This window comes from Archangium sp. (genome assembly GCF_036277355.1).
In the GTDB taxonomy this organism is placed as follows: domain Bacteria; phylum Myxococcota; class Myxococcia; order Myxococcales; family Myxococcaceae; genus Archangium.
The window spans coordinates 24,801-47,784 of record NZ_DASUNC010000103.1; the positions used below are offsets into that span (position 1 = coordinate 24,801).

21 protein-coding genes and 1 pseudogene are annotated in these 22,984 nt (G+C 70.1%); 17 read left to right on the forward strand and 5 right to left on the reverse strand.

Annotated features, from left to right (window positions below; genetic code table 11):
* Positions 1-141 precede the first annotated feature (141 nt).
* Positions 142-969 carry a methyltransferase domain-containing protein gene (locus VFZ09_RS26785; RefSeq protein ID WP_329730510.1) on the forward strand — a complete coding sequence of 276 codons (828 nt, stop codon included), beginning with the start codon at positions 142-144 and terminating at the stop codon, positions 967-969.
* A gap of 13 nt (positions 970-982) precedes the next feature.
* Here VFZ09_RS26785 and VFZ09_RS26790 read toward each other — a convergent pair whose 3' ends face one another.
* A complete protein-coding gene (locus VFZ09_RS26790; RefSeq protein ID WP_329730511.1) occupies positions 983-1,669 on the reverse strand; it encodes a class I SAM-dependent methyltransferase in 687 nt (228 codons plus the stop codon).
* Positions 1,670-1,821: 152 nt separating this feature from the next.
* Here VFZ09_RS26790 and VFZ09_RS26795 point away from each other — a divergent pair, with 152 nt between their 5' ends.
* Positions 1,822-2,892, forward strand: coding sequence for an ATP-binding protein (locus VFZ09_RS26795; RefSeq protein ID WP_329730512.1), 1,071 nt, complete (start codon positions 1,822-1,824; stop codon positions 2,890-2,892).
* Between the two features lies 1 nt (position 2,893).
* Entirely contained in the window at positions 2,894-3,691 is a 798-nt protein-coding gene (locus tag VFZ09_RS26800) for a hypothetical protein (RefSeq protein ID WP_329730513.1), read from the forward strand.
* A 61-nt stretch (positions 3,692-3,752) separates the two neighbouring features.
* On the opposite strand, the gene VFZ09_RS26805 is transcribed toward VFZ09_RS26800, so the two are convergent.
* Positions 3,753-5,321 (reverse strand): hypothetical protein, encoded by a 1,569-nt coding sequence (locus VFZ09_RS26805; protein ID WP_329730514.1) that lies wholly within the window; start codon positions 5,319-5,321, stop codon positions 3,753-3,755.
* Between the two features lie 189 nt (positions 5,322-5,510).
* On the opposite strand from VFZ09_RS26805, the gene VFZ09_RS26810 reads away from it, so the two are divergent.
* The 7 genes from VFZ09_RS26810 (at position 5,511) to VFZ09_RS26840 (ending at position 13,933) form a co-directional block, all read left to right on the forward strand.
* On the forward strand, positions 5,511-6,893 hold the full coding sequence (locus VFZ09_RS26810) for a sialidase family protein (RefSeq protein WP_329730515.1): 1,383 nt from the start codon (positions 5,511-5,513) through the stop codon (positions 6,891-6,893).
* Between the two features lie 3 nt (positions 6,894-6,896).
* A complete protein-coding gene (locus VFZ09_RS26815; protein ID WP_329730516.1) occupies positions 6,897-7,517 on the forward strand; it encodes a hypothetical protein in 621 nt (206 codons plus the stop codon).
* Positions 7,514-8,734, forward strand: coding sequence for a hypothetical protein (locus tag VFZ09_RS26820; RefSeq protein ID WP_329730517.1), 1,221 nt, complete (start codon positions 7,514-7,516; stop codon positions 8,732-8,734). The genes VFZ09_RS26815 and VFZ09_RS26820 overlap by 4 nt, the downstream gene beginning before the upstream one ends.
* On the forward strand, positions 8,731-9,426 hold the full coding sequence (locus VFZ09_RS26825; RefSeq protein ID WP_329730518.1) for a c-type cytochrome: 696 nt from the start codon (positions 8,731-8,733) through the stop codon (positions 9,424-9,426). Before VFZ09_RS26820 ends, VFZ09_RS26825 begins: the two co-directional genes overlap by 4 nt.
* 54 nt (positions 9,427-9,480) lie before the next feature.
* Positions 9,481-10,089: a TIGR02265 family protein gene (locus tag VFZ09_RS26830; RefSeq protein ID WP_329730519.1), complete on the forward strand. Its 609-nt coding sequence runs from the start codon at positions 9,481-9,483 to the stop codon at positions 10,087-10,089.
* A gap of 203 nt (positions 10,090-10,292) precedes the next feature.
* Positions 10,293-12,602 (forward strand): hypothetical protein, encoded by a 2,310-nt coding sequence (locus VFZ09_RS26835; protein WP_329730520.1) that lies wholly within the window; start codon positions 10,293-10,295, stop codon positions 12,600-12,602.
* Positions 12,599-13,933, forward strand: coding sequence for a hypothetical protein (locus tag VFZ09_RS26840; protein WP_329730521.1), 1,335 nt, complete (start codon positions 12,599-12,601; stop codon positions 13,931-13,933). Before VFZ09_RS26835 ends, VFZ09_RS26840 begins: the two co-directional genes overlap by 4 nt.
* Before the next feature lie 93 nt (positions 13,934-14,026).
* On the opposite strand, the gene VFZ09_RS26845 is transcribed toward VFZ09_RS26840, so the two are convergent.
* Complete coding sequence (locus VFZ09_RS26845; protein ID WP_329730522.1) at positions 14,027-15,001, reverse strand: terpene synthase family protein; 975 nt, start codon at positions 14,999-15,001, stop codon at positions 14,027-14,029.
* 417 nt (positions 15,002-15,418) lie between these two features.
* Between VFZ09_RS26845 and VFZ09_RS26850 the strand changes: the two genes are divergently transcribed.
* From VFZ09_RS26850 to VFZ09_RS26870, 5 genes are all read left to right on the forward strand, one after another.
* Positions 15,419-15,940 (forward strand): hypothetical protein, encoded by a 522-nt coding sequence (locus VFZ09_RS26850; protein ID WP_329730523.1) that lies wholly within the window; start codon positions 15,419-15,421, stop codon positions 15,938-15,940.
* A gap of 65 nt (positions 15,941-16,005) precedes the next feature.
* Entirely contained in the window at positions 16,006-16,413 is a 408-nt protein-coding gene (locus VFZ09_RS26855; protein ID WP_329730524.1) for a DUF2203 domain-containing protein, read from the forward strand.
* 131 nt (positions 16,414-16,544) lie between these two features.
* Complete coding sequence (locus VFZ09_RS26860; protein WP_329730525.1) at positions 16,545-17,150, forward strand: hypothetical protein; 606 nt, start codon at positions 16,545-16,547, stop codon at positions 17,148-17,150.
* Positions 17,151-17,224: 74 nt separating this feature from the next.
* Positions 17,225-18,133, forward strand: a complete 909-nt coding sequence (locus VFZ09_RS26865; RefSeq protein WP_329730526.1) for an NmrA/HSCARG family protein — start codon at positions 17,225-17,227, stop codon at positions 18,131-18,133.
* 77 nt (positions 18,134-18,210) lie between these two features.
* Entirely contained in the window at positions 18,211-18,960 is a 750-nt protein-coding gene (locus tag VFZ09_RS26870) for a hypothetical protein (RefSeq protein WP_329730527.1), read from the forward strand.
* Here the strand turns inward: VFZ09_RS26870 and VFZ09_RS26875 are convergent.
* A complete protein-coding gene (locus VFZ09_RS26875) occupies positions 18,957-19,232 on the reverse strand; it encodes a hypothetical protein (protein ID WP_329730528.1) in 276 nt (91 codons plus the stop codon). The genes VFZ09_RS26870 and VFZ09_RS26875 overlap by 4 nt on opposite strands.
* Before the next feature lie 217 nt (positions 19,233-19,449).
* Here VFZ09_RS26875 and VFZ09_RS26880 point away from each other — a divergent pair, with 217 nt between their 5' ends.
* The gene (locus VFZ09_RS26880) at positions 19,450-19,707 is read left to right on the forward strand and encodes a hypothetical protein (RefSeq protein WP_329730529.1); all 258 of its coding nucleotides are present in this window, start codon (positions 19,450-19,452) and stop codon (positions 19,705-19,707) included.
* A gap of 15 nt (positions 19,708-19,722) precedes the next feature.
* On the opposite strand, the pseudogene VFZ09_RS26890 reads toward VFZ09_RS26880, so the two are convergent.
* A pseudogene (locus VFZ09_RS26890) lies at positions 19,723-20,683 on the reverse strand (ornithine cyclodeaminase family protein).
* A 238-nt stretch (positions 20,684-20,921) separates the two neighbouring features.
* Here VFZ09_RS26890 and VFZ09_RS26895 point away from each other — a divergent pair.
* Positions 20,922-22,982 carry an ATP-binding protein gene (locus VFZ09_RS26895; RefSeq protein WP_329730532.1) on the forward strand — a complete coding sequence of 687 codons (2,061 nt, stop codon included), beginning with the start codon at positions 20,922-20,924 and terminating at the stop codon, positions 22,980-22,982.
* The last annotated feature ends 2 nt before the right edge of the window (positions 22,983-22,984 follow it).

A 22,984-nucleotide genomic window follows, 5' to 3' on the forward strand; every position in this document is an offset into this window, starting at 1 on the left:
TCCAGGCTGTGTCGAGGGTGGGTTGAGGGAACTGATAGCTTCGCAACGGTGCTCCGGCGGCGAGCATCGGGGTGCGAGGTGGGTGATACGACGCGAGCCCCGCGACCCGCACGGGCGTTGGAGCGTATGCTGTCGGGCACCATGACCGCGGCAAGCAAGACAACACCGGAAGCCGTAGCGCGGCACTACGACTACATCACGCCGTTCTACGAGATCATCGGCAGCAGGAGCCTGCACCTGGGCTATTGGCCCTCGGGTGGATCCGGCGGCACATTCGGCGAGGCGCAGCAGCGCTTCACGGACCTGATGATCCAACAGCTCGGGGCGCAGAAGGGCCACCGGGTGCTGGACATCGGCTGTGGGCTCGGGGAGCCGGCGACGCGGCTGGCTCAGAGCAGCGGATGCATGGTGGAGGGCATCACCATCAGCCCCCGGCAGGCCGCGCAGGCCGAGCGGTGGGCGAGCCTCCATGGCACGAGCGGGCAGACGTCGTTCCTCTGCGGCAACGCCATGGCGCTGCCGTTCCAGGCCGGGTCGTTCGATGCGGCGTGGGCGCTCGAGTCGATCTTCCACATGCCCGACCGGGCCGCGGTGCTGCGCGAGGTGGCGCGCGTGCTGCACCCCGGCGGACGGCTGCTCATCGCGGACATCGTCGTCGCGGAGAAGGCCTCGCCGGAGGATCAGACGTTCCTGCAGAACGCGTTCGTCACCCGGAGCTTCATCAGCCCCGAGGACTACCCGTATCTCATCCGCGACACGGGCTACGAGGTCGAGCAGGTGCTGGACATCACCCAGAACGTCATGGCGACGTTCGGTGCGGTGTCCGCCGCCATCCGGGAGAAGGAGGAGGAGGTGCGGCGGGCGTACAGCGACGAGTTCCTCGCGGCCATCCAGGAGCAATGGGCGCGCATCACGGAGACCGCGATGCGCTGCATGGGCTACATCGTCATCACCGCGAAGCGGCTGTGAGCGGCGTGACGGCTCACCCGCGCTGGAACACCAGGAAGTACTGGTCCGGCAGGAAGTCGTGCGCCTGGGTCTGCCGGTAGCCCGCCGCCTCCAGTTCCCCGCGCACCTGCTCGGGGGACAGCTTGTGCTCCCGGGGCGGCCCCTTCGGCGACTCCATGCGGAAGTCGATGATGACCACCCGCCCCCCGGGCCTCAGCTTCTCACCCAGCCGCTTCAGGTAAGCCACCCGATCGCCAATGTGGTGGTACGTGTCCACGATGAGCGCCACGTCCACCGGCTCCGGCAGCTTCGCGTCCCCCGGCTCGCCCAGCACCGCTTCCAGGTTGCCCAGGTTCTCGCGCTTCGCGCGCTCGCTCATGTAGCGCACCATGTCCGGCTCGATGTCCACGCCGTACACACGCCCCTGGGGCACCGCCCGCGCCAGCCTCACCGCGAAGTAGCCCGTCCCCGCTCCGATGTCCGCCACCTTCGCGTCCGCCGGCAGGGACAGGGCCGTCACCACCTCGTCCGGTTTCTGCCACGCGTCCCGCTCCGGCTCCTCGAAACGCTTCGCCCACTCCTCCGCGTTCTCGAAGCGGTGCGGCATCCCCCCGTGGTGCGCTCCGTGCGCGTGTTTCGTGTGCGCGGGTGCTTCGCTCGGCTCCGGCCGGTGCGCGCAGGCCACGGCGGATAGGAGCACCGCGGCGAAGAGGGTGCTCACGGCTCGGGGTCGGGAAAAAGCGATCGGGCTCATCTGGCTGCCTCCGTTTCAGGAACTTCGAGCGTATGCCTCATGAGGCCTATGTCCACCACCCGCAGTGCGCGCGACCTTGCTAGGGTGCCCCGCCAGGAACGGCTGAAGGAACCCCCTGGATGATCACGTCCATTCAACTCCGGAACTTCAAGGGCCACCGCGACACCACCGTCCCCCTGGGTCGCCTGACCGTGCTCGTTGGCCCGAATGGCACCGGAAAGACCAGCGTGCTCCAGGCACTCGACTTGATGGACAGGCTGATGAACGAGCAGCCCGCCGTGGTCCTTCAGGACGAGATGAGCCCCCAGGATCTCCTGCGCCGGTCGGAACAGCAGCCCATCACCCTCGCCGCGGAGGGAACGGATGATGCGCTTCCATGGAAGCTCGCCATCCAATTCTCTCCACCCGATCCTGGCAAAGACCAGGCCATCCGGGTCGACTGGTCGCATGGCGGACTCAGCGGTCAGTTGGACACGGTCTCCCTCCCACCGCAACGACGGTTCGCATCGCTCGTCGGCCCAGCGGTGCTCTACCATTTCGATGCCCACCGGATCTCCGCCACTGCCTACAGTTCCGAGGAGAACCCCGCTGTGGACGCGGATGGGAGCAACACAGCGGTTGCCCTCGCGGCCCTGAAGCTCGAGCGGGAGGAAGCCTTCGAGCAGATCGAGTCGGAGCTGCGCAGGATCGTCCCGAGCATCCAGCGGATTCGCGTCCGACGGGTCAAGATGTCCCAGTCGCCGAATCAGGGCGAGCCGCGAATCGGCAACAAGGTCTTCATCGACTTCAAGGATGCCCTCGACGTCCCGGCCCATGGTGCCAGTGAGGGCACGCTCATCACCCTCGCGCTGCTGACCGCGCTCTGCAGCCCGAACCGTCCGCGCATCCTGCTGCTCGATGACATCGATCAATCCCTCCATCCCCAGGCCCAGATGGAGCTGATGGGCGAGTTGAAGCGCCTCCTCGAGGGCTTCCCGGAGGTCCAGCTCGTCGCCACCACGCATTCGCCCTACATCCTCGACGCGCTCGAGCCCTCCGATGTCCGTGTGTTCGCTCCACGCAAGGATGGTTCGGTCGCATGCCGAAGCCTCTCGGAGCATCCCCAGGCGGAGAAGATGCGCGGTGCCCTCACCACGGGCCAGCTCTGGAGCCTCGACCCGGAGTGGCGTTGGGTCGTAGGGGAGAAGTGAGATGGCGAAGCTCCTCGTCTTCTGTGAGTCCCCCGCCGACCTCGAGACCATCCAGGGGCTGGTCGATCGTGTCCTCCGGGAACGAGGTCCCGATTGGGTCCGGGAGCTGCTCGAGGGCCCTTCCGAAGACGCTCGGAAGGGCTTCCGCGATTGGGTACCCGATGGAGAGGGCCGGAACCATTTCGACCTTCACAAGCTGTCGGCCTACGCGAGCCGTCTCAAGCTCCGTGTGCCTCAGGGGCACTTCGCGGGACGGCCGGGAGAAGCTGGTGCCCTCATGGGGCGCACCGCCTTCCTCGTGGCCCGCGAGCTCGCACTGAGCGGCACGGAAATCGACGCGGTCATCCTCGTCTGGGACATGGATGACCAGGGAACCGCCAGACGCACGGGTCTGCACCAGGCCCGTACCGAGGCCCGGCCCCTTGTCTCCTTCGAGCTCGTCCTCGGAAGCCCCGACCCGATGCGTGAGGCCTGGGTGCTCGCCGGATTCGAGCCCGAAACGGAGGCCGAACGGGCCCGCCTCGCCGCCATGCGCCAGGAGCTTGGGTTCAACCCCTGTGAGGAGGCCCACCGGCTCGATGCGAAGAAGGAGCAGGCCAAACGCAGCCCCAAGCGCGTGCTCGAAGTCCTCACAGCCGGTGAGAGGGAGCGGGAAGTTCGCTGCTGGACCGAGGCTCCCCTCGTGCTCCTGCGCGCTCGCGGCACGCACAGTGGGTTGACCCCGTTTCTCGATGAGACCACGGAGTCGCTGGTTCCACGTCTGAGCGGTGTTCCTCCCAGGCCGCTGACTCAGGACTGACAGAGGGATGCTCGATACCCTCACCCCGTCCCTCTCCCGGAGGGAGAGGGGTGGTTGCGCATCAGGGCTCCGGGAAGATGAGCAGTCCCCTCGATGTGTCGATGACGTACACGTACCCGTCTCCCGGTACCCTCATGCCGATCGCCCCCTCGTAGAAGCTCTCCCCCCGGCCCGGATCCGTCTCGCGGTACGTGTTGTAGTACGCCACCTCCCTCGGGCTCTCCGGCTCCGAGACGTCCAGCACCCTCACCCCGTGATGGTAGTACGCGATGTAGAGCCGCTCGCCCTTCAGCACCATGTTGTGGATGGACGCGTTCTCCTCCCGCTTGTACTCGCCCACCCGCTTCGGCTGCGCGGGGTCCGTCACGTCCAGCACCCGCAGGTGCGCTCCCCAGTTCTCCCCTCCCTCGAACGCGATGCGCCTGTCTCCGAACTTCCCCACCGCGTTCGCGTGGCTCGTCGCGTACGGGTACGTGTACGCCCCCACCTTCCTCGGATTCGCCGGGTCGCTCACGTCCACCATCACGTACCCGCCCGACCAGTGGTTGATGTACAGCATCCCCTCGAAGGCCAGCGCGTCATGCGGGTAGCCCACCTGGGGATTCGAGCCCGCTCCCACCTCCCCGTAATCACCGAGCCGCCTCGGCTCCGTGGGCTTCTGGATGTCGTAGATGAACGTCCGCGGCGAGGGGCCCGGTGACATCGCGTACAGCCGCTCCCCCTCCACGAACACCGTGTGCACGTCCACCCGCCCCCCCTGTCCCGATGACACGCTCTTCACCAGCTGCGGACTCGCCGGATTCGTGATGTCGAACACCACCACGCCCGTGCTCGCGCTCGCCACGTACAGCGCGTTCCCCTTCGCCCATACCCCGTTCCAATAGTTGTCGTTCGGCTGGCTGATCCACTTCTTGAACACCGGCGCCTCCGGGTTGCTCACGTCGTACACCGTGAGCCCTCCGGGCTCGGTCCCATCCGGGATGGACACCACGTACGCATGGCCCTGCGTGACGTAGACGTCCACTGGCAGGCCCCCCTCCACGAACGACTCGGAGACGAGCCTCAGCCCCGAGGCCTCCGCCTCGCCCGCGCGCCGCGCCCAGCGCTCCGCCACGAAGGTGCCCGCACCGGAGATACTCCCGTCGCGGCAGTTCACGTAGCAGCCGTACAGCCGGTTGCCCTCGGCCCGGCACCCCACCACCGAGTTGCGCAGCGTGGTCGAGGTCCCCTGCGTGCGCGTGCTCGACAGGAAGAAGGTGTCCGCGTCCACCTGCCGCTGCGCCGGCTTCACTCCCCGGAACGAGTCCAGGCTCCCATCCGCCGACACACGGAAGGAGCCCGCGCCGATGCCAGGAGACTCGGCGTCGAGCCGGTACAGCATCGTGTAGATGCCGTCCCCCGGAATGCCGGCCAGCGAGCCCGTGTCACACCGGGAGACATCGAAGCCCTCCAGCGCTCCGCAGGTGGCCTCCGTGGTGGGGCGCACCGTGCACGCCGCGTAGCGGCCCGTGTCCACCCAGTCTCCCTGGACATCGTGGGTGGCCGGCACCTCCGGCGGCTCGCGGTTGCAGGCGGACAACGGCAGGACTCCAATGGCCAGGACCGCACAGGCGCGACGCGTCCATCTCATGTCGGCGTTTCCTTTCGTGACTCGGAGCGCCCACGATACCGCGCCCCCGGAGGACGGCCCTCCCACCCTCGCGCACGCCCGGTGAACGAGCGAGCCACCCGACACATATCCATCCCCTCTCACCGGGCACCGGTATACCCTTCCACTCCTGCCGTTCATCGTGCGGGCTCCGCCCACGGAGGGCCTCCCATGACATTCCTCTCTTCACTCCGCCGCGCGGGGCTGCTGGTCCTGCTCGCGCTCCACACCCCTCCCGCCCTGGCGCACCTGGGCTACCCCGACACCACCAGTGTCACCGTGCGCCGCGGCCATCCCGAGGACATGTTCCTCGGCGCCACCTTCGGTGCCGTCATCTCCCGCGACAGTGGCAAGAGCTGGAGCTGGATCTGCCCCGAGGCCATGAACTACGGCGGGTGGCGCCCGGAGACCTTCCTGTGGCAGCCCGATGGCACCCTGCTCGCGGCCACCGGCGCCGCCCTCATCCGCTCGCAGGACGGCGGCTGCACCTGGTCGGTGCACGACTACTTCAAGTCCCGGGGGCTCTGGCCCATCGGGCTCGCCTCGCCCCCGTCCAATCCCTCGCGCCTGTGGGTGACGACGAGCCGCAGCGCCTCGCGCAACGGCGTCTACCGCAGCGACGATGGGGGCCAGACGTTCACCCCCGTCCTGCAGAGCGACACCGTCGTCTTCACCGCCGTCAAGGTGGCGCCCTCGGACTCGCGGCGCATCTACGTCTCCGGTGGCACCGCCACCAGCCTGCGCATCTACCGCAGTGATGACGAGGGCGCGCACTGGGAGGAGATCGCCCAGTCCTTCCCGGCCTACCCGGCGCCCCCCTACCCGTACGACTTGTTCGTCATGAAGGTGTCCGACACCGACCCGGACCGGCTCTGGGCGCGCGTCTCCTGGCAGGGCTGGACGTACGTGCTGGAGAGCAAGGACGGGGGCCGCACCTTCACCTCCGTGCTCCACCCGGAGGGTGAGGCCCAGGACGGCCTCGGCGAGTACCTCATCGGCATCGAGGTCTCCGCCGACGGCAACACCCTCTGGGCCGCCACGCACACGCGGCTCTTCCGCGTCCGCGCCGGGGAGACCTACGCCACCCAGTTGCCCCTGCCCGACGGCAATGCCTGCGCGCAGCGCGAGGGCGATGTCCTCTACGTCTGCGGTGCCTCGCGCCTGCACGACTGGGCCCTGGCCACCACCACCGATGAGGGCCAGACGTACACGCCCCTCTTCAACCTGCCCGACACCAAACCCCCCGCGTGCCCCGCCGGCACTCCGACGCATGACATCTGCCGGCCCTACTGGCCCCAGTTCGCCCCCACCATCGAGGCCGACCCGAACCTGACGCCCGGGGAGACGGGAGATGCCGGGACGCCGGACGGTGGCTCGCCGGGCGCCGACGCGGGCACGAACCCCGGAGATGGTGGCATCTCCGAGCCCACTCCGCCGGAGCCCCCGCCTCCGCCCAGGAAGGGCTGCTCGTCCACCAGCGGCCTGGTGCCCGCGGCTTGTCTGCTCGCGCTCTCGCTCTTCCGCCGTCCGCGGCGGCGCAACCCGGAGAACTGACCCATGAACGTCAAACACCTGAGCACCGCCTGCGTGGCCGCCCTCGCCCTCGCCACGTCCGCCTGTGAGCAGGGCACCGCCACGGATTGTGGAGAGCCCCTCTACGCCGGCAAGTCCACCGACGAGGCCTGGCGCGCCCTCGTGGATGTGAAGCAGCGGCCGCTCGACGCCTCCCGCGCCGTCAACCTCCTCTCCCCCTCCCCGGGCGAGGTGTACCCGGCCGATGCCACCCCGCCCACCTGGGAGTGGACCTCGCCCCTGCGCGCCTCGCTGCGGCGGCCCGGCCCGGGCATGCTCGCGCTCGAGTCCGCGCCCCGTCCCTCGCGCTCCTTCGGCGCCTGGCTGGGAGACCTGCTCCTGCCCACCGCCCACGCGCACCTGCCTCCGTACACGGGAGACCTCTACTGGGTGGAGATCTCCGCCGGTGGCGAGTGCCCCGTGGCCCAGGTGGTGACCTCGGAGCTGTCCTGGCAGCTCGACACGGCTACGTGGGAAGCGCTGGGCAAGCACGCGGGCAAGGACCTCACCGTGCAGGTGATGAGCGCCTACCTCGTGCAGAACCGCGTCACCGAGGGCCCCTACCGCCTCGCCGAGCCGCGCACCTTCCGCCGGAGCGCGCCGTGAGGCGGCACCTGATCGCACTGCTCGCCCCGCTCGCGCTCGGGGCGTGCACCGGCACGGAGCCGCCGGAGCTCGACTTCGCCCATGACACGGCCTGGCCCACGGGGCCGGAGCTGCCCGGCCTGGGCGGCGGGCGCATCGTCGTCACCAACAGCCTCGATGACACCGTGAGCCTGCTGGACCTGGACAGCATGGGCTCGCCGGACTGGGGCGAGCTGGCGCGCATCCCGGTGGGGCTCAACCCCGTGGAATTGGAGGGGCCGCACCACGCCGCCTTCTCCCCGCGCGGGGACTACTACTACGTGGGCCTCTCCTACTTCGTGCCCGGCGCCGGCTCGGGTCCGCACGGCAACCACGGCAGCGGCACCGCGGATGGTTACGCCCTCAAGCTGGACGCGAAGGACAACCGCCTGGTGGGCTCGGTGCGCGTGGACCGCAACCCGGGGGACCTCATCCTCAGCGCGGACGGCCGCACGCTGTACCAGACGCACTTCGACATGTTGAAGATCCAGGAGGCAGCCAACAGCGGCACCACCGATGAGAGCAAGATGGACGCGCGCCTGGCCATCCTCGACGCGGACACCCTGACGCGCAAGGCGATGGTGCCCCTGTGCCCGGCGCCGCACGCGGTGCGCCTGTCCCCCGACGAGACGCGCGCCTATGCCGCGTGCATCTCGGACGAGGTGGCCGTGGTGCAGCTCGACACGCCGGCGCCCACCGTCACCCGCGTGAAGATGCCCAACGCGGGCACCGCCCTCGCGCCCAGGCACGAGCCGTATGCGCTCACGCTGTCTCCCACGGATGGCGCGCTGTGGGTGAGCTCGCTCAAGAGCCGCATCGTGCACTACCTCGACCCCGAGTCGCTCACGGTGAGGCCCGAGCGCTCCATCTACGGGCTGCGCGGCGCGCCCATGTTCGGCGTCGTCACTCCGGACGGCAAGACGCTCTACCTGCCCTACCAGGCGGTGGACGCGGTGGCCGTCATCGACACGGCCACCTCCGCCATCCAGGGGGAGATCCACCTGTCGGACGCGGGCTGCCTCAACGTGCACCAGGTGGAGCTCACGCCGGATGGCCGGCATGCGCTCGCGGTGTGCGAGGGCGACCACCGGGGCCCGGGCACGCTGCACGTGCTGGACCTGCAGGCCGGCGAGGTGGTGAAGACGGTGAAGGTGGGCATCTACCCGGACTCGGTGGGCATCCTGCGGAGGAAGCCATGAGGTGGTTGGGATTGGGAGCGGTGCTGCTCGCGGCCGGCTGTGGGCCCACGCCCGCGGCGGAGTACGGCGAAGAACTGTTCCGCGACGCGGCGCTGTCGGAGAGCCAGTACAACAGTTTCTCGTGCGCCACGTGCCACGCCACCACGGCCACGCCGCCCGCGGGAAAGACATACGTGGGCCTGTCGCTGCACAACGTGGCGTCCCGTCCCCACTGGTGGGGCGGTTACGAGACGCGCCTGCTGGACGCGGTGAACTTCTGCTACACGGCCTTCATGCGTGGCGTCACCCCGCTCACGCCCGAGGACCCCAGGAGCCGCGCCCTCTACGAGTACCTCGTGAGCATCAGCCCGGACGCCCAGGCACCCGCCCAGCCCTTCACGCTCGTCAAGGACATCACCGACGTGCCGCGTGGCAGCGCCAGCGAGGGCGAGCGCGTGTACGAGGCCGCGTGCCAGGACTGCCACGGCGAGCCGCATACCGGGAAGGGCCGCCTCACCGAGCTCGCCTCCATCCTCCCCGAGGTCTCCCGGGACTACGGCACGCTCTTCCCCGGCGTGCCCCCAGGGCTCGTCTTCATCGAGAAGGTGCGGCACGGCCGCTTCTTCGGCGTGGGTGGAAATATGCCGCCCTACAGCCAGGAAGCTTTGTCGGACAAGGAGTTGGGGGCACTGCTCGAATTCTTGGACCTCTAGAACAGACCCCCGTGAACCGTCGTAGAGTAGACGTCACTCCCGGGGGTCACACGCATGAGCACGGCGCAGTCGTCGCAGGGGTCCGCAGCAACGCAACAACAGCTGGAGCAGCGTCTGGCCCTGGTGGGGCCCAAGGACACCACGCGCGGATTCCTCTTCGGCTCCGCGCTGGAGCTGGTGCGGACCGAGGGGAACGCGGAGTCACTCAAGCGCTGCGTGGACGCGGCCGGAAGCGGCAACTTCACCGCCTTCTTCTCCTACCCCGTCAGCACCTTCCTCAAGCTGACGTACGCCGCCGCGCGCGAGCTGAGCGACAAGCACGGCGGCTTCGACGGGGCCATGCAGCACCTGGGCATGCGCGTCGCGCCCCGCTTCCTCGAGTCCACCACTGGCAAGATGCTGCTGTCGCTGGTGGGCAAGGAGCCCAAGCGCCTCATCGAGAGCATGCCCTCGGCCTACAAGACGGCGTGGGACCACGGCTCCTGCACGCTGACGTGGACCGGCCCCAAGAGCGGGCGCGTGGACTACGTCAACGCCGTTCCCGGGGCCTACTTCGCCGGCTCGCTGATGCAGATCCTCAACGCCGCCCAGCTCAAGGGCGCGCGCGCCACCGTGCGGCAGAGCACCCTCACCGACTTCTCGGTCGAGTTCTCCTGGGAGTAGGCCAATTGGAGCGAGTCCTGTCAGGAGGTCTCGTGCAGAGCGAGCCTCCTGAGCTGTCCGGGCGTTGGTCCGGGGCCAGCCAGGGGCACGCCCTCTGTACTCGGGCCAGGTGCGCTGGCCGAGGGCGGCACGCGGGTGTTTCCGAAGGCGGACGGGGAACCTACGCCCGGGTGCCTTCGCGTCGCTCGGCCCGGGGGTAGACCATGCGCGCTGAGGCCTTGGCACACAGGTGGGCGACGCTGCTGGGGGCCATGCTGCTCTCCACCGGCTGCGTCGCTGAGCGGGCCTCCCATGCCCTCTCCACGCTACGGGAGGTGGGCGCCACGGCCCCCTCACTCGAGGTGTCCTCCCCTGTTGCTTCCACGGAGGCGGACGAGCCCGCCTTCTCCTCCGAGGCGGGTGGGCAGCAGCGGTTGCACCGCCGCCGCAGCGCACGCGGATTGAGCCCGGACGCCTCCCTCGCGAGCGCGGGCCAGGCGCCCGCGTCCGAGCTGGCCAGCACGGGGCCTGTCTCCGAGGAGCCGCCCTCGTGCGGAGGGCAGGCGGTGCCCCCGGGCTGGCCCGACTTCTCCTCCAGCCCCGAGGAGTTGCTGGCGCCCTTCCTCACCTGCTCCTCGCCCGGGGAAGTCCTCGCCCTGCAACAGCGCGTGGACATGCCCCGGCTGCTGGAGGCCCTGGACGACTGGAGCGCGGTGCGCCTCGGGGCCCTGGGCCCACCGCGCGAGGACATCGCCCGCCTGCTCAACGACAAGCGCACCGCCCTCCTGGTGAAGGCCCCCGAGGCCCATGGGCGCCTCAATGCCCAGGTGCTCGCCGTCTTCACCGTCGACTCCTCCCATGACGATGACTTGCGGGAGATGCTCTTCCTGCTGGCCCGGGACAAGCGGCTGGAGGAAACCCTCGCGCTGCTGCCCGCCTTCCAAGCCGCCCTGGAGAAGCGGGGGCTCAAACCCACGGCCCGGGTGGACAGGGACTCCGAATTCGCCGACCTGGGCCGAGGCGTTCTCCGATTTGGCGCCGACGCGCTCTCCAGCACTTCCATGAACGACGCAGGGCGCGAGCTCGCCTTCTTCCCCATCCGGGGCCAGTTGCCGCCGGAGTACCAGGAGGCCCTCGCCAGGGCCCGGAGGGAGCTGGTGGAGCACGCCTCGGCGGACACCCTGGCGTTGAGTGCTTTTGACGAGCTCACCTTTGGGGTGCCGCTGGGGGGCTACCACTTCGTCGCCACCTCCCTGCATGGGGTGGAGTCGCTGTGGCGGGGAGAGTGGGAGCAGGGCATGCGCGAGGCGACACCGGCGCTGGTGCTGGCCCTCCTCGGGGGCTACAAGGGCGTGCGCTCCCTCGCCACGGGGGAAGGCGCCGCGGGCGTGCGCTCGCGCCTGCGCACCGGGGTGGACGCCGCGGACGCGCGGCTGCGGGCCCTGAGAGAGACGGCGCGGCAGCTCCAGGGAGTCATGAACCTCCAGGGCCTGCGCGACCTGGCGGGGTACATCCGGGCCAGCCGTGAGGCCGGGCGCTTCGTCGCGGCGGGCGGGGCGGACGCCGCGCTGGCACTGCACGAGGCCCGGGGAAACGTGGCCCGTGCACGGCCGCTCATGTCCAAGGCAAGGCCTGGGGCCTCGGGCTCCCCTCCCTCGAAGAGCGGGGCGGGCGCCGGGAAAGCCGCCGCAGCGGCGGACGAGGCCGCACGTCCCTCCGCCACGAAGGCTGGTGCCGCGGAGCGACAGGGCACCCTGGCCTCGCTGGTGGACGAGGGCGTGGGGCACACGCTGCCGGTGGTGGAGGCGAAGCTGGCGGTGGCGGAGCTCGAGGCCACGGGCCCGCGCCTGCCCAGGGACCTGAGGGTGCTCGAGCAGCACCGCCCCTTCCTCGACGCCCCACCACCGGAGGCCCGGGGCAACCCGCGCTGGCGCGAGTACGTGGAGTACTACAACGAGCGCTTCAAGGAGGTGGAGAGTGGCACGGCCGCCGAGGGCCCCCTCAAGTGGAAGGGCTACGAGCAGTTGCGCGGGTGGTTTGCCCGGGGGCTGGCCTTCGAGCGCGACATGGTGAGGCTGCTGAAAGCGGACGCGGAGAAGCCGCGGGCCCAGCGCAGCCTCCTCGGGGATTTCGACAAGCCCCGCATCGAAACGCAGGTGGGCGTGTGGAAGCCGGGCTCAGGCCTGCGCTTCGCTGACGTGCTCGTCATCGAGGAAGGCGCGCTCGGCCCAGGGCCACGGCGCGTGGAGACCTTCAGCTTCAAGAGCCGCGATCTCGCGGGACTGCGAGGTCCAGCTCTCGAAACCCAACTGGCTGCGGATGCGCGAGAAGCTCTGCAGAAATATGGAGAAAAGCTGGACATTCGCCGGGATTCTCTGCGGTCCCTTCTCCCGAGAGGTGGCGAGGTGGAAGTGCCGAGGGTGCGTCTGGTTTACGAGGGCGGCGACCTCAAGCCCTTGAACGCAGACCGATTGAGAGCCGCTGTCACCGCAACGAAAGACGCCGTCCCGGGCGTGGAGGTTCTATTCCAATGAAGGTGTTGGAGTTGTCGCGCCTGGAGGACAGCCTCCTGCTCACATTTGACGGTGCTTTCGACCAGCAAGCTCCACTGGAGAGTGAGTTGGAGCCCCTGCTTGGAGAACTCGAGCGATACGCTGATGGGTGGATGCCGGACATCGTTGAAGGCAAGCGTCGACGCAAGTACTCCCGCTCCGCGATTTGGAAGGCGCTGGAGGAGAAGCGTCACGAAAGAGGAACGTCCATTGGCCTCTACCGGACGACCTGGCCCACGTTGGAGATATGGCCTCGGCTTGATTTCCCACCGCTTACTCCCAAGCTCACCATCTTGCTCGAGGTGCAGCCGCTCGCATTCTTCTCGGAAGCGGAGCGTTGCCGGTTGTTCGTGGAGATGACGCGAGCCTGGGCCTCTCACTACCCTGTGACTCATGCCGCAGCCCACAGCGTCGCTGACAGGAGCCTGGCGGGCTCTCCTGATTTTGGGCGGGATGAAAAGGCGGCACTGAGAGACGGATTCGACAAAATCTACGAGGTGTTCTGGCTCAACGTCTTCGGCCCCCATCTGGTGGAAACCGTGGGCCGCGAGCGCATGCTGTCCACCCCAGCCCACCGTGTGGAGGAGCTGCCCAACGGCTCCGTCCTCCTGGTGACGTGGCCCACCGTGGCGGATTTCGCCAGCAAGGAGGCACGGCTCGCACAGGCCCGCGCTCACGCCCACCTCCGCCCGGACCTCGACTTCGACACCGTGCTGCGTACCTTGCATGAGCGCAGTGCCATGCTCGCCCCCGTGGAGCCCCGTTTCCACCCGGAGCTGGCCTCGCTTCTCTCCCGGGTGGTGGACCAGGCCGCCAGTCACGAGCGCCAGCGGAGGATTGCCGAGCTCAACGCGTGGCAACCCCCCGAGCCCGAGGAGTGGCGCCCCGCCGGCTCCGCGCTGCCTCCGGACGTGGACGACCCGGAGCGCTCGCTCGAGCATTACGGCGACCTGGCCGAGCACCTCGTGGCGCTGCTGCACTCGGACGTCCCCTCCGTCTTCGAGGCCACGCCCGAGTCCCTCACGGACGCCGACTTCTACTTCTGGCGCGAGGAATTCCCGAAGAGCCGCCTGAGGGAAGCCATCGACGCGCACGCGGTGCCCGCCATTGGCGCGTACCTGGGCGAGGTGCTGGTGCGCAACCTCGGCGGCCGGTGGATTCCGCGCCAGAAGCTCGAGGAGGCCCAGGTGCTCGTGGGCAACCGCGTCTGGCTTCCCTTCCTCCGGGCCCGCAACTACATGCGCTCGCGGCAGGCACTGCTGGACTACTCCCTCACCTGGCTCTACCGCATCGCCGAGCGGCACCGGGGCTGAAGGGCGAAACGACACGGTGCTCGCCGCCCCGCTTCACGAGCGCCCACGGCTCTGCCCCTTACGGGAGGGGCACACCAACGAGCGTGGAGCCGCTCACGCCACGCGCACCCCCTGGGGGGCCGCCTCGCCCGCGCCCTCCTGGTAGCGCCCCGTCTGGATGGACCAGTCCACGTTGGCGCGCACCCAGCGGCGGATACCGGTGACGTAGCGCGCCACGTGCGCGTCGTGCTCGCCGAACGAGGGCAGGCGCTTCTCCTGCTCCAGGAAGCGCCGCATCGCCGTGTCGTGCATGTCCACCGCCACGTCGATGGCCTCCTGCAGCCCCAGCCCCCGCTCCTTCTGGAGCGAGAACACCAGGTTGGGGTGGAACTCGTCCTGGAGATCCTGCGCCAGCGAGAACAAGTCATTGGCCCAGGCGATGATGTCCGTGGCCGTCTCCACGAGCTGCTGCAGGGCCGGGTGCGCCAGCACCTCGTCGGGCAGCAGGAAGCCCTCGATGGCCTCCACCTGGGTGAAGCCCATGTACGTGCCCACCGACAGGCGGCGCAGCTGGATGTACGTGTCCACGTCCAGGCAGACGCGGTTGCCGCGCACATCCGCCTCCCAGATGGTGCCCTCGAAGTAGCACCAGCAGGCGTGGATGAAGCGCTTCATCCACTGCTCCGGCATCCGCGCGGCGATGCGCTCGCGGATGCTCGCCAGCAGCCACAAGAGCGGCGGCGCGTCGTGGTAGGGAATGGCGCCCTCGAGCACCGCCCGCGCCATCTCGCTCTGCTGGCGCACCCACTCGGCGGGCACCTCGCCCACGTCCACCTGGTCATCCCACGAGAAGTTCCAGATGAGGAAGTCCAGCGCCGCCCTCAGGTTCTCCTGCGGCACGTCCGGGTGGCAGCGGCCCAGCAGGAAGGGGAAGTGGCTGCGCTGCAGCTTGCGGAACACCGAGTGCCTCGCGTGCACACCCAGGTACTTCGACCAGCGCTCCAGCGCGTCGCCCTCGATTTGCGTCATGAGGGGGTGCAGTTCCGGAGTGATCGGGCAGAACAGCTGCGGCAGATGAAAGTCGCTCATGATGGTCTCGCTCTCCCCCGACTGCTGACGAGTCTGCTTCGACACGGAGTCGTGCAAGGCATGGGCCCACGTGAAGGGTTGCCCTCGCCCACCAGACCTGGCTCCCGCGTGATGCGAGCCTTTCGAGATGGGGGGGCGTAGAATTCCAATAGGGCTTTCAATTCTATTCAGCCCTGTCCGGATTTGCGGGGAGGTCCGTCCGACCCTCCAGGTCATCAGACACCCGCCCCCCATGCGCAACCCGTGCGCGTGGGTCGCGAGAGGAGGACGCGCGCGAACAGACGTCTGACTTAGGGGGTCTCCACAGGTCCTTTCAGACCCGCCGCTCGCCCGCTCCCCCTGTCCCGCAAGACATTCCACCTGCTGCGCGGGCTCCCTACCTTTGGGGCAGCCGAGGTACGCCAGCAGGAGACATCTATGGGCAGAACCTACAGTTTCGAACCCTTCAAGTCGCAGCAGCCCGCCCAGACCTACCAGGGCTCGGGCCCGCGGCTCGGCAACGACGAGCACGAGCTGGCGCTGAGCCAGGACAAGGCGGAGCACGCCATGCTGCCCAAGGCCCCCGCCACGTACGGACAGGCCCATGCCGAGACCGTGAAGCGCTACCGCTCGCGCGCGCAGGCGAGGAAGCGCGCACCGGCGGCGAAGACGGCGGGGGCGGCGAAACCCGCGGCCAGGAAGGCCACGGCGCAGGCGAAGCCCGCGGCGGCCAAGAAGGCACCCGCTCGCAAGCAGACGGCGGCCGCGGCGGCCCCCAAGGCCACCCCGAGCCGCAAGCCCCTGGTGGAGAAGAGCCCCGCCCGGAAGAGCGCGGACACGCCCGTGTCGCTGCGCAACGTGGGACGCAAGGTGCTGTCGCGGGCCGCGGCCGCGGCGAAGAAGACCGTGGCGCGCGCCGTGAAGACCGCCGCCAGACGCGTGCCGACGAAGAAGCGCTGACGACGAAGCGCGGAGGCGCTCTCCGCCCCTCTTCACCGGTCCCGGGCGCTAAGCTCGGGGCCGCCATGCGCTACTTCGGAGTGGAAGAAGCCAACCGCCTCATCCCGCTGCTCACCCGCACCTTCACCGGGGTGCGGCCCTTCGTGGAGCGCGTGCATGCGCTCGTGCGCGAGCTGGACGAGCTCCAGGCGGCCGGTGCCGGCCCGGAGCGCACCGCGCCCCTGCGGGGGGAGCGGGATGCGCTCATCGACACCATCCAGAACGAGCTGGAGCAGTTCCAGGAGCTGGGCGTGGAGATCAAGGCCGCGGACGGGCTGGTGGACTTCCGCGCGCTCAAGGGCGGCCGCCCGGTGTACCTCTGCTGGCGCTTCGGCGAGCCCGAGGTGTCGCACTGGCACGAGCTGGAGGGCGGCTTCGCGGGACGGCAGCCCATCGTCCACGCCCACGAGTTCGCCGCGTCCTACCTGAGCTGAAGCACTCGCAGAGCGCCTGACGGAGGGGCCCTCGCCCTCCTGCCTGCCCCCATCCCCGGTTCCTGTCCTGGAGGGTGCTTCCTACCTTCCGGACCAGCGCTGGAATTCAAACGACGGGCAAGGAGACAGGGATGCGCACGTACAGCTTCGATCATTTCAAGGCGGACAAGCCGGAGCCCAGCACGACGAACCCGGGCGGTGCCGAGCAGACGCCTCCCGCGGAGCAGTCCAAGCCCCACACCGACGAGGGAGTGCACTACGGGCGCCAGCACGCGCAGACGGCGGAGCTGTACCGCAAGCACCGCGAGGAGCGGGAGCGCGCGGAGCAGATGCGCGTCTCCGAGACCCCCGCGCGGTCCGAGGCCGCTCCGCGCGAGGCGAGGGAGCAGCGGAACGCCGAGCCCGTACGCCAGGAGGCGAAGAAGGAGCCCCGGGCCGAGCAGCCCCGGGCCGAGCAGCCCCAGGCGCTCGAGTCGGACGAGGCCGGAGCCGCGGGCCTGAAGGGCCTGGCCCAGCAGGCGGTGTCGAGCGTGCTGGAGGCGGCGAAGGAGGCGGCCAAGGGGAGACCGCTCAGCGGGGCGCGGAAGCTGGCCGGTGAGGCCTTCTCCGGCGTGCGCCGGGTCGCCCAGCAGGTGTCCGCCCGGACGGGCCGCACGGCGAAGCAGGAGCAGAAGAAGGAGCAGGAGAAGGAGCAGGAGCGCGGAACGAAGAAGAAGGGACCAGGCAAGAAGCGCTAGCCATTGGCCCGGCCCCTCGACCCACGCGCCGCCCATCCCCACCTTGGGAGAAGGTTCTCGTCCGGAGGAATCGCATGTTCCGACCCCTGACCGTGTTGGTGACCGGTGCCACCGGAAGGCAGGGCGGCGCGTTGGCCCGCCTGCTCCTCAAGCGGGAGCACCGCGTGCTCGCCTTCGTCCGCTCCCCGGACGCACCCGCGGCCGTGGAGCTGGCGCAGCGGGGCGCGGAGCTCGTCACCGGGGACTTCGATGATCCCGAGAGCCTCGAGCGCGCCATGGCGGGCGTGGACGCCGTGTTCGCCATGGCCACGCCCTTCGCGGGCGGAGGGCTCGAGGGCGAGGTGCGCCACGGCCGCCACCTCATCGACGCCGCGAAGCTGGCCCGCGTGCGCCATTTCCTCTACTCCTCGGTGGCGGGCGCGGACCAGAACACCGGCATCCCCCACTTCGACACCAAGCACGTGGTGGAGGAGCACCTGCGCCGCAGCGGCCTGCCCTACACCATCGTGGCGCCCGTCTTCTTCATGGAGAACTTCCTCGGCGCCGCCTACGCGCAGCGGATGCGCGAGGGCGTGCTGTCGCTGCCCCTGCCGCCCCACCAGGGGCTGCAGATGGTGTCCATGGCGGACCTCGCCGCCTTCTGCGCCCGGCTGATGGAGTGGCCCGAGGAGCTCTACGGCAAGCGCGTCGAGGTCTCCTCGGACGAGGTGACGGGTGAGCAGGCCGCGGCCCTCCTCTCCTACGTCAGCGGCCACAAGCTGCACTACGAGGAGATGCCGCTGGAAGCCATGCTCTCGGCCAACGAGGACCTGGGACGCATGTTCGAGTGGCTGCAGCGCGTGGGCTACCATGCCAACATCGCCCTGCTGCGCCGCGACTTCCCCGAGGTGGGCTGGCACACCTTCGAGGACTGGGCGCGTGTGCAGGACTGGGACGCGCTGCTGGGCACCGCCTGGCGCGGCACCACCGCCGCCGGGCCCTAGCCTCCACACCAGGCGGCCACCGCCCCGCTCCAGCATGGACCCGGGTCCACTCCTAATGTTGAGGGAGGAGAACCCCCATGCGTACGCGCGCTCCCTGGCTCGCGCTCGCGGCGCTGCTGCTCGCCGCGGGCTGCGTCACCCCCACCACCCTGCAGCCCCTGCCGAGCACTCCCACCACCCAGGCCGGCGCGGCCGTCGCCGAAGCCGAAGGCGTGCGCCTGGTGGCCGATGGCGACGCGTGGAAGGGCAACCCCTCGGACCTCGAGCGCATCGTCACCCCCGTCCAGGTGCGCATCGAGAACCAGAGCGGCCGGCCCCTCCGCATCCAGTACGACGCCTTCTCGCTCAAGGGCAGCTCCCAGTTCTCCTACGCGGCCCTCTCGCCCTTCCAGTTGAGCGAGGAAGGCCACGCCGCCGTGGGCGGCTCGGGCTACGACAACAACGTGGGCCTCTCCTTCGGCGTGGGCGTGGGCTCCCGCTGGGGGTGGGGACCGGGTGCGTTCGCCTGGGGCCGTCCGTGGGGCCGCGGCTGGTATGGCTCGGGCTGGTATGATCCCTGGTACGGACCGGGCTGGTACGACCCGTTCTGGGGACCGTACTCCTCCTGGTACGCGCGCCCACCGCCGGAGCCGCTGCCCACGCGCGACATGCTGCGCAAGGCGCTGCCCGAGGGCACCCTGGACCCGGGCGGCACCCTCACCGGCTTCCTCTACTTCCAGAACGTGAGCGAGCGCGAGGGCACCGTCACCCTCCAGGCGCGGCTGGTGGACGCGCGCACCGGAGAGACGTTCGGCACCCTCTCCATCCCCTTCGGCGTGCGCTCCTAGTGCAGGAGCGTGGGGCGCTCGGTGAGCGGCATCGGCGGGTGGGGCAGCAGCGAGTCCTCGCCGATGAGCCCCACCTTGCGGCGGATGGCCTCCCCCTTCAGCGGCAGCCCGAAGAGCGGACCGAAGAGACAGACATCGAAGGCGCCCGCGAGCAGGGGGACGAGCCCCGCCAGCGCCATCAGCTTGCCCTTGACCGAGCCCGTGGACAGGCCGCCCACCACCAGGGACGCGCCCGTCAGCATGCGCGTCCAACGCCCCGTCCTCGAAGCCATGAAGCCCACCATCATCATCCACCTCCGGACCCGGGGAAGATGGGCATGCGCGGGCAGACGACACCAGCGCGCCCCGGCCGCTCGCCACCTTCGTGCACCAACCAACCTTCGGCGCGAGCCTGGTTGCCCGCCCGGTGACGGGCCCTCGCCCCGTCCCTAGCTTGAATGTCCGGGGCCGCCGCCCGGCGGTCCCTCCAACGTGAGGAGGAGTGGGCACATGGCGGAGCGTTCGGAGCTGCACGAGGGCATGGTCGTCTGGACCCACCGGGGCGAGAAGCTCGGGCATGTCGTCGAGGTGACGGACGAGGGCTTCATCGTCGAGAAGAGCCTGCTCGTCTGGCGCAAGGACTACGCCGTGCCACTGGAGGACGTGCGGGAGATCGTCGCGGACGAGGTGTACCTGCACCACGGCCCCGACAGCCTCCTGTCCGGCCCGCGGGAGATCTCCCGCCCGCCGCGCCGCACCACGCACTGAGGTGCGCGAGAGGGCTCAGGCCCCGAAGTCCACGCGCTGCACCAGCTCGTCGTAGCGCGCGCCCTGGTAGACGTGCCAGGCCGCCACCAGGTCCTGGAAGGGCAGGCCCACCGCGCCGAAGAGGGTGACCTGTCCGGCATCGGTGCGCCCCGGCTTCGTGCCGGCCAGCACCTCGCCCAGCTCCGCGTGGATGACGTCGTCGCCGAGGCCCACGCCCGCGGGGGCGCCCATGGCCACGTTCAACGCCCGGTTGTCACAGAAGAAGAGGGACTGGCGCAGCAGCCCGGCGGAGAGCTCGGCCTTGCCCGGCTCGTCCGCGCCCAGCGCGGTGACGTGCGAGCCGCCGCGCAGCATGCCCGGGAAGAAAGGGCTCGCGCGAGGGCGTGGCGGTGATGACGATGTCCGCGTCCTCCACCGCCTCCTCCACGGACATGGCGGGCCGCACCGGCAGGTTGAGCGCGTGGTACATGCGGGTGGCGAACTCCACGGCCCGGGCCGTGTCCACGTCGAAGACGCGCACGTGGTCGAGGCTGCGCACCAGCCGCAGGCTCTTGAGCTGCATGGAGGCCTGGGCGCCCGCGCCGATGAGGGCCACCCGGGAGGCGTCCTGCCGGGCGAGCACGTCCGCCGCCAGCGCGCCCACCACGCCGGTGCGCAGCGCCGTGAGGTGGCCCGAGTCCATCATCGCCAGCAGCGCCCCCGTCTCCAGGTCATGCAGCTGCACCACCCCCTGGATGGCGGGCGTACGGCCGGGGAACTGCGCGTGCACCTTCACGGTGTAGGCGGGAATGCCGGGCAGGGTGCCGGGAAAGACGACCAGCGCGCTGCCCTTGTCGTGCAGGGGGGCGCGGGCGCGCTGGGGCTCCGCGGGGCGGCGCTCGGCGTCCGCGCGGAAGGCCTCGCGCATCTCCGAGAGGAGGGTGAGGGCCTCCATTTGACGGACGACATCGCTGCGGGTGAGGAGGAGGGTGCTCATCTTGCCTCCAACCTAACCCTTCCCCTCCCCCGGGTGGGGCTTCGTCGAAGCGGGGCGTCGTCTGCCCTCCAGGGAGGAGGGGCCAGGGCGGAAAGGGCCGGCAGGCCGCGCCGCCGGAAGGGGGGAATGCCGGACGGCTCCCGGGCTCCTCCTCCTGGCTCGCGGGTACGAGGCGGCGCTCCTCCGCCATGAGCAGACTCGAGGCGGGACACGGAGATCGCCTTGGGGGGGAGCGCGCATGAGGGATCAGGAGCCACCTCAACCACCCGGGCCATCCGGGCCGGAGCCCGAGGGCAAGTACCGGCTGGCGGACTTCCTGCGACGGCACCGGGAGGACATCCTCGCGGACTGGGAGCGCGCCGTGCGGAGCCGCCACCCGGACTCACCGGAAGGCGCCCTGCTGCGCAACCACATGCCCGAGTTCCTGGAGCGGCTGGCGGACGCGGCGGAGCAGGCCTCGGCGGGGCATCCCCCCCGGGTGCCCGAGTTCGTCCCCGGAGAGCACGGCCTGCAGCGGCTGGAGCTGGGCTTCGAGCCGGGCGAGGTCGCCCTGGAGTACGGGCTGCTGCGCCACGCCATCCTCCGGTGCCTGGAGCGCTCGGGCCACTGGCCGGGCCTCGCCGAGCTGGAGCTGATGGATGAAGCCATCGACCAGGGCATCATCACCGCCATCACCTACTACGCGCGCACGCGCGAGCGGATGATGCAGGCGCTGGAGCGCGTGTCCCAGGCGGCGCTGGAGAGCGAGGACCTGGACACCTTCCTGCCACGGCTGCTCAACGTGCTGATGGAGACGGCGGTGGCGGTGGATGGGGCCTCCATCCTGCTGCGCGAGGGGGAGCGGCTGCGGCTGCGGGCGGCGGTGGGGCTCGGGGCGGAACAGGCCCTGGCGGAGGGCGCCAGCCTCCCGTTGAACCAGGGCCTCACGGGCCAGGTGGCCGCCGAGCGGCAGCCGCGCTCGGTGCGCTCGGTGGCCACCCACCCCCAGATGCTCTACGAGCCCATCCGCGAGCTCGGCCTGCGCGCGACCTACAGTGTGCCCCTGCTGCACGGCGAGACGCTCGCGGGCGTGGCGCACATGGCCTCGAGGACGGTGTTCGAGTTCAGCGAGGCGGACAAGCTGCTCTTCCGGGCCATGGTCACCCGGGCCACCGGCTTCATCGTGCAGGCGGAGCTGGCCGAGCGCGAGCGGCTCATCCGGGCCGAGGCCCAGCACTCGCTGGCACAGCTGGACACGCTGTTGAAGGCCTCGCCGGTGGGCATCGCCTTCCTGGACCAGGAGCTGCGCTACCTGCGCATCAACGAGACGCTGGCCACCCTCCACGGCCACTCGGTGGAGTTCCACCGGGGCAGGCGCGTCCGCGAGGTGGTGCCCGACTGGGTGGCGGACCTCTACGAGCCCCTCTTCCGCCGCATCCTGGAGACGGGCCAGCCGGTGTCCAACCACGAGTTCATCAGCCACGGCCCGGACTACCAGGGCCCGGCACGCTACTGGCTGGGCAGCTACTACCCGGTGCGCGCCGAGAGCGGCGAGGTGCTGGGACTGGGCTGCGTGGTGGTGGACATCACCCCGCAGAAGGAGGTGGAGGCCGAGCTGCGCCGCTCCGCGGAGTTGCGCGAGCAGCTCATCGGGGTGCTGGGGCATGACCTGCGCAACCCGCTCAACGCCATCAGCGCCTCGGCGTTCCTGCTGGAGAGGACGGAGGACCTGAGCGACGGGGCGGTGCGCGCGGTGGAGCGCATCCGCAAGAGCGCGGGGCGGATGGCGCGGATGCTCAACGACATCCTCGACTTCGCGCGCAGCAGCATGGGCGGAGGCCTGCCGGTGCTGCGCGAGTGGGTGAACCTGCACGACATCGCCCGGGGGGCGTTGGAGGAGCTGCAGGTGACGCACCCGGGCCGGCGGCTGGAGCTGGAGGTCCGGGGAGACGGGTGGGGGTGGTGGGACGCGGACCGGCTGGCGCAGGTGGTGGGAAACCTGCTGAGCAACGCCTTGCATCACGGGAGGCCGGACACACCGGTGCGCGTGGAGGTGCGCGAGGCCGGGAGCGAGGTGCTGCTCTCGGTGCACAACGAGGGAGAGCCCATTCCCGCCGAGTTGCAGGCGACGCTCTTCCAGCCCTTCCGGCGAGGCACCACGGGCAAGGCGGCCACGCGCAGTGTGGGGCTGGGGCTCTACATCGTCCGGCAGGTGGCGCACGCGCACGGGGGCGAGGTGGAGGTGCGCTCCGTGGCGGGCGAGGGCACCACCTTCATGGTGCACCTGCCCCGGGGCACGCCGCCCTCGCCCCCCGTGTAGCG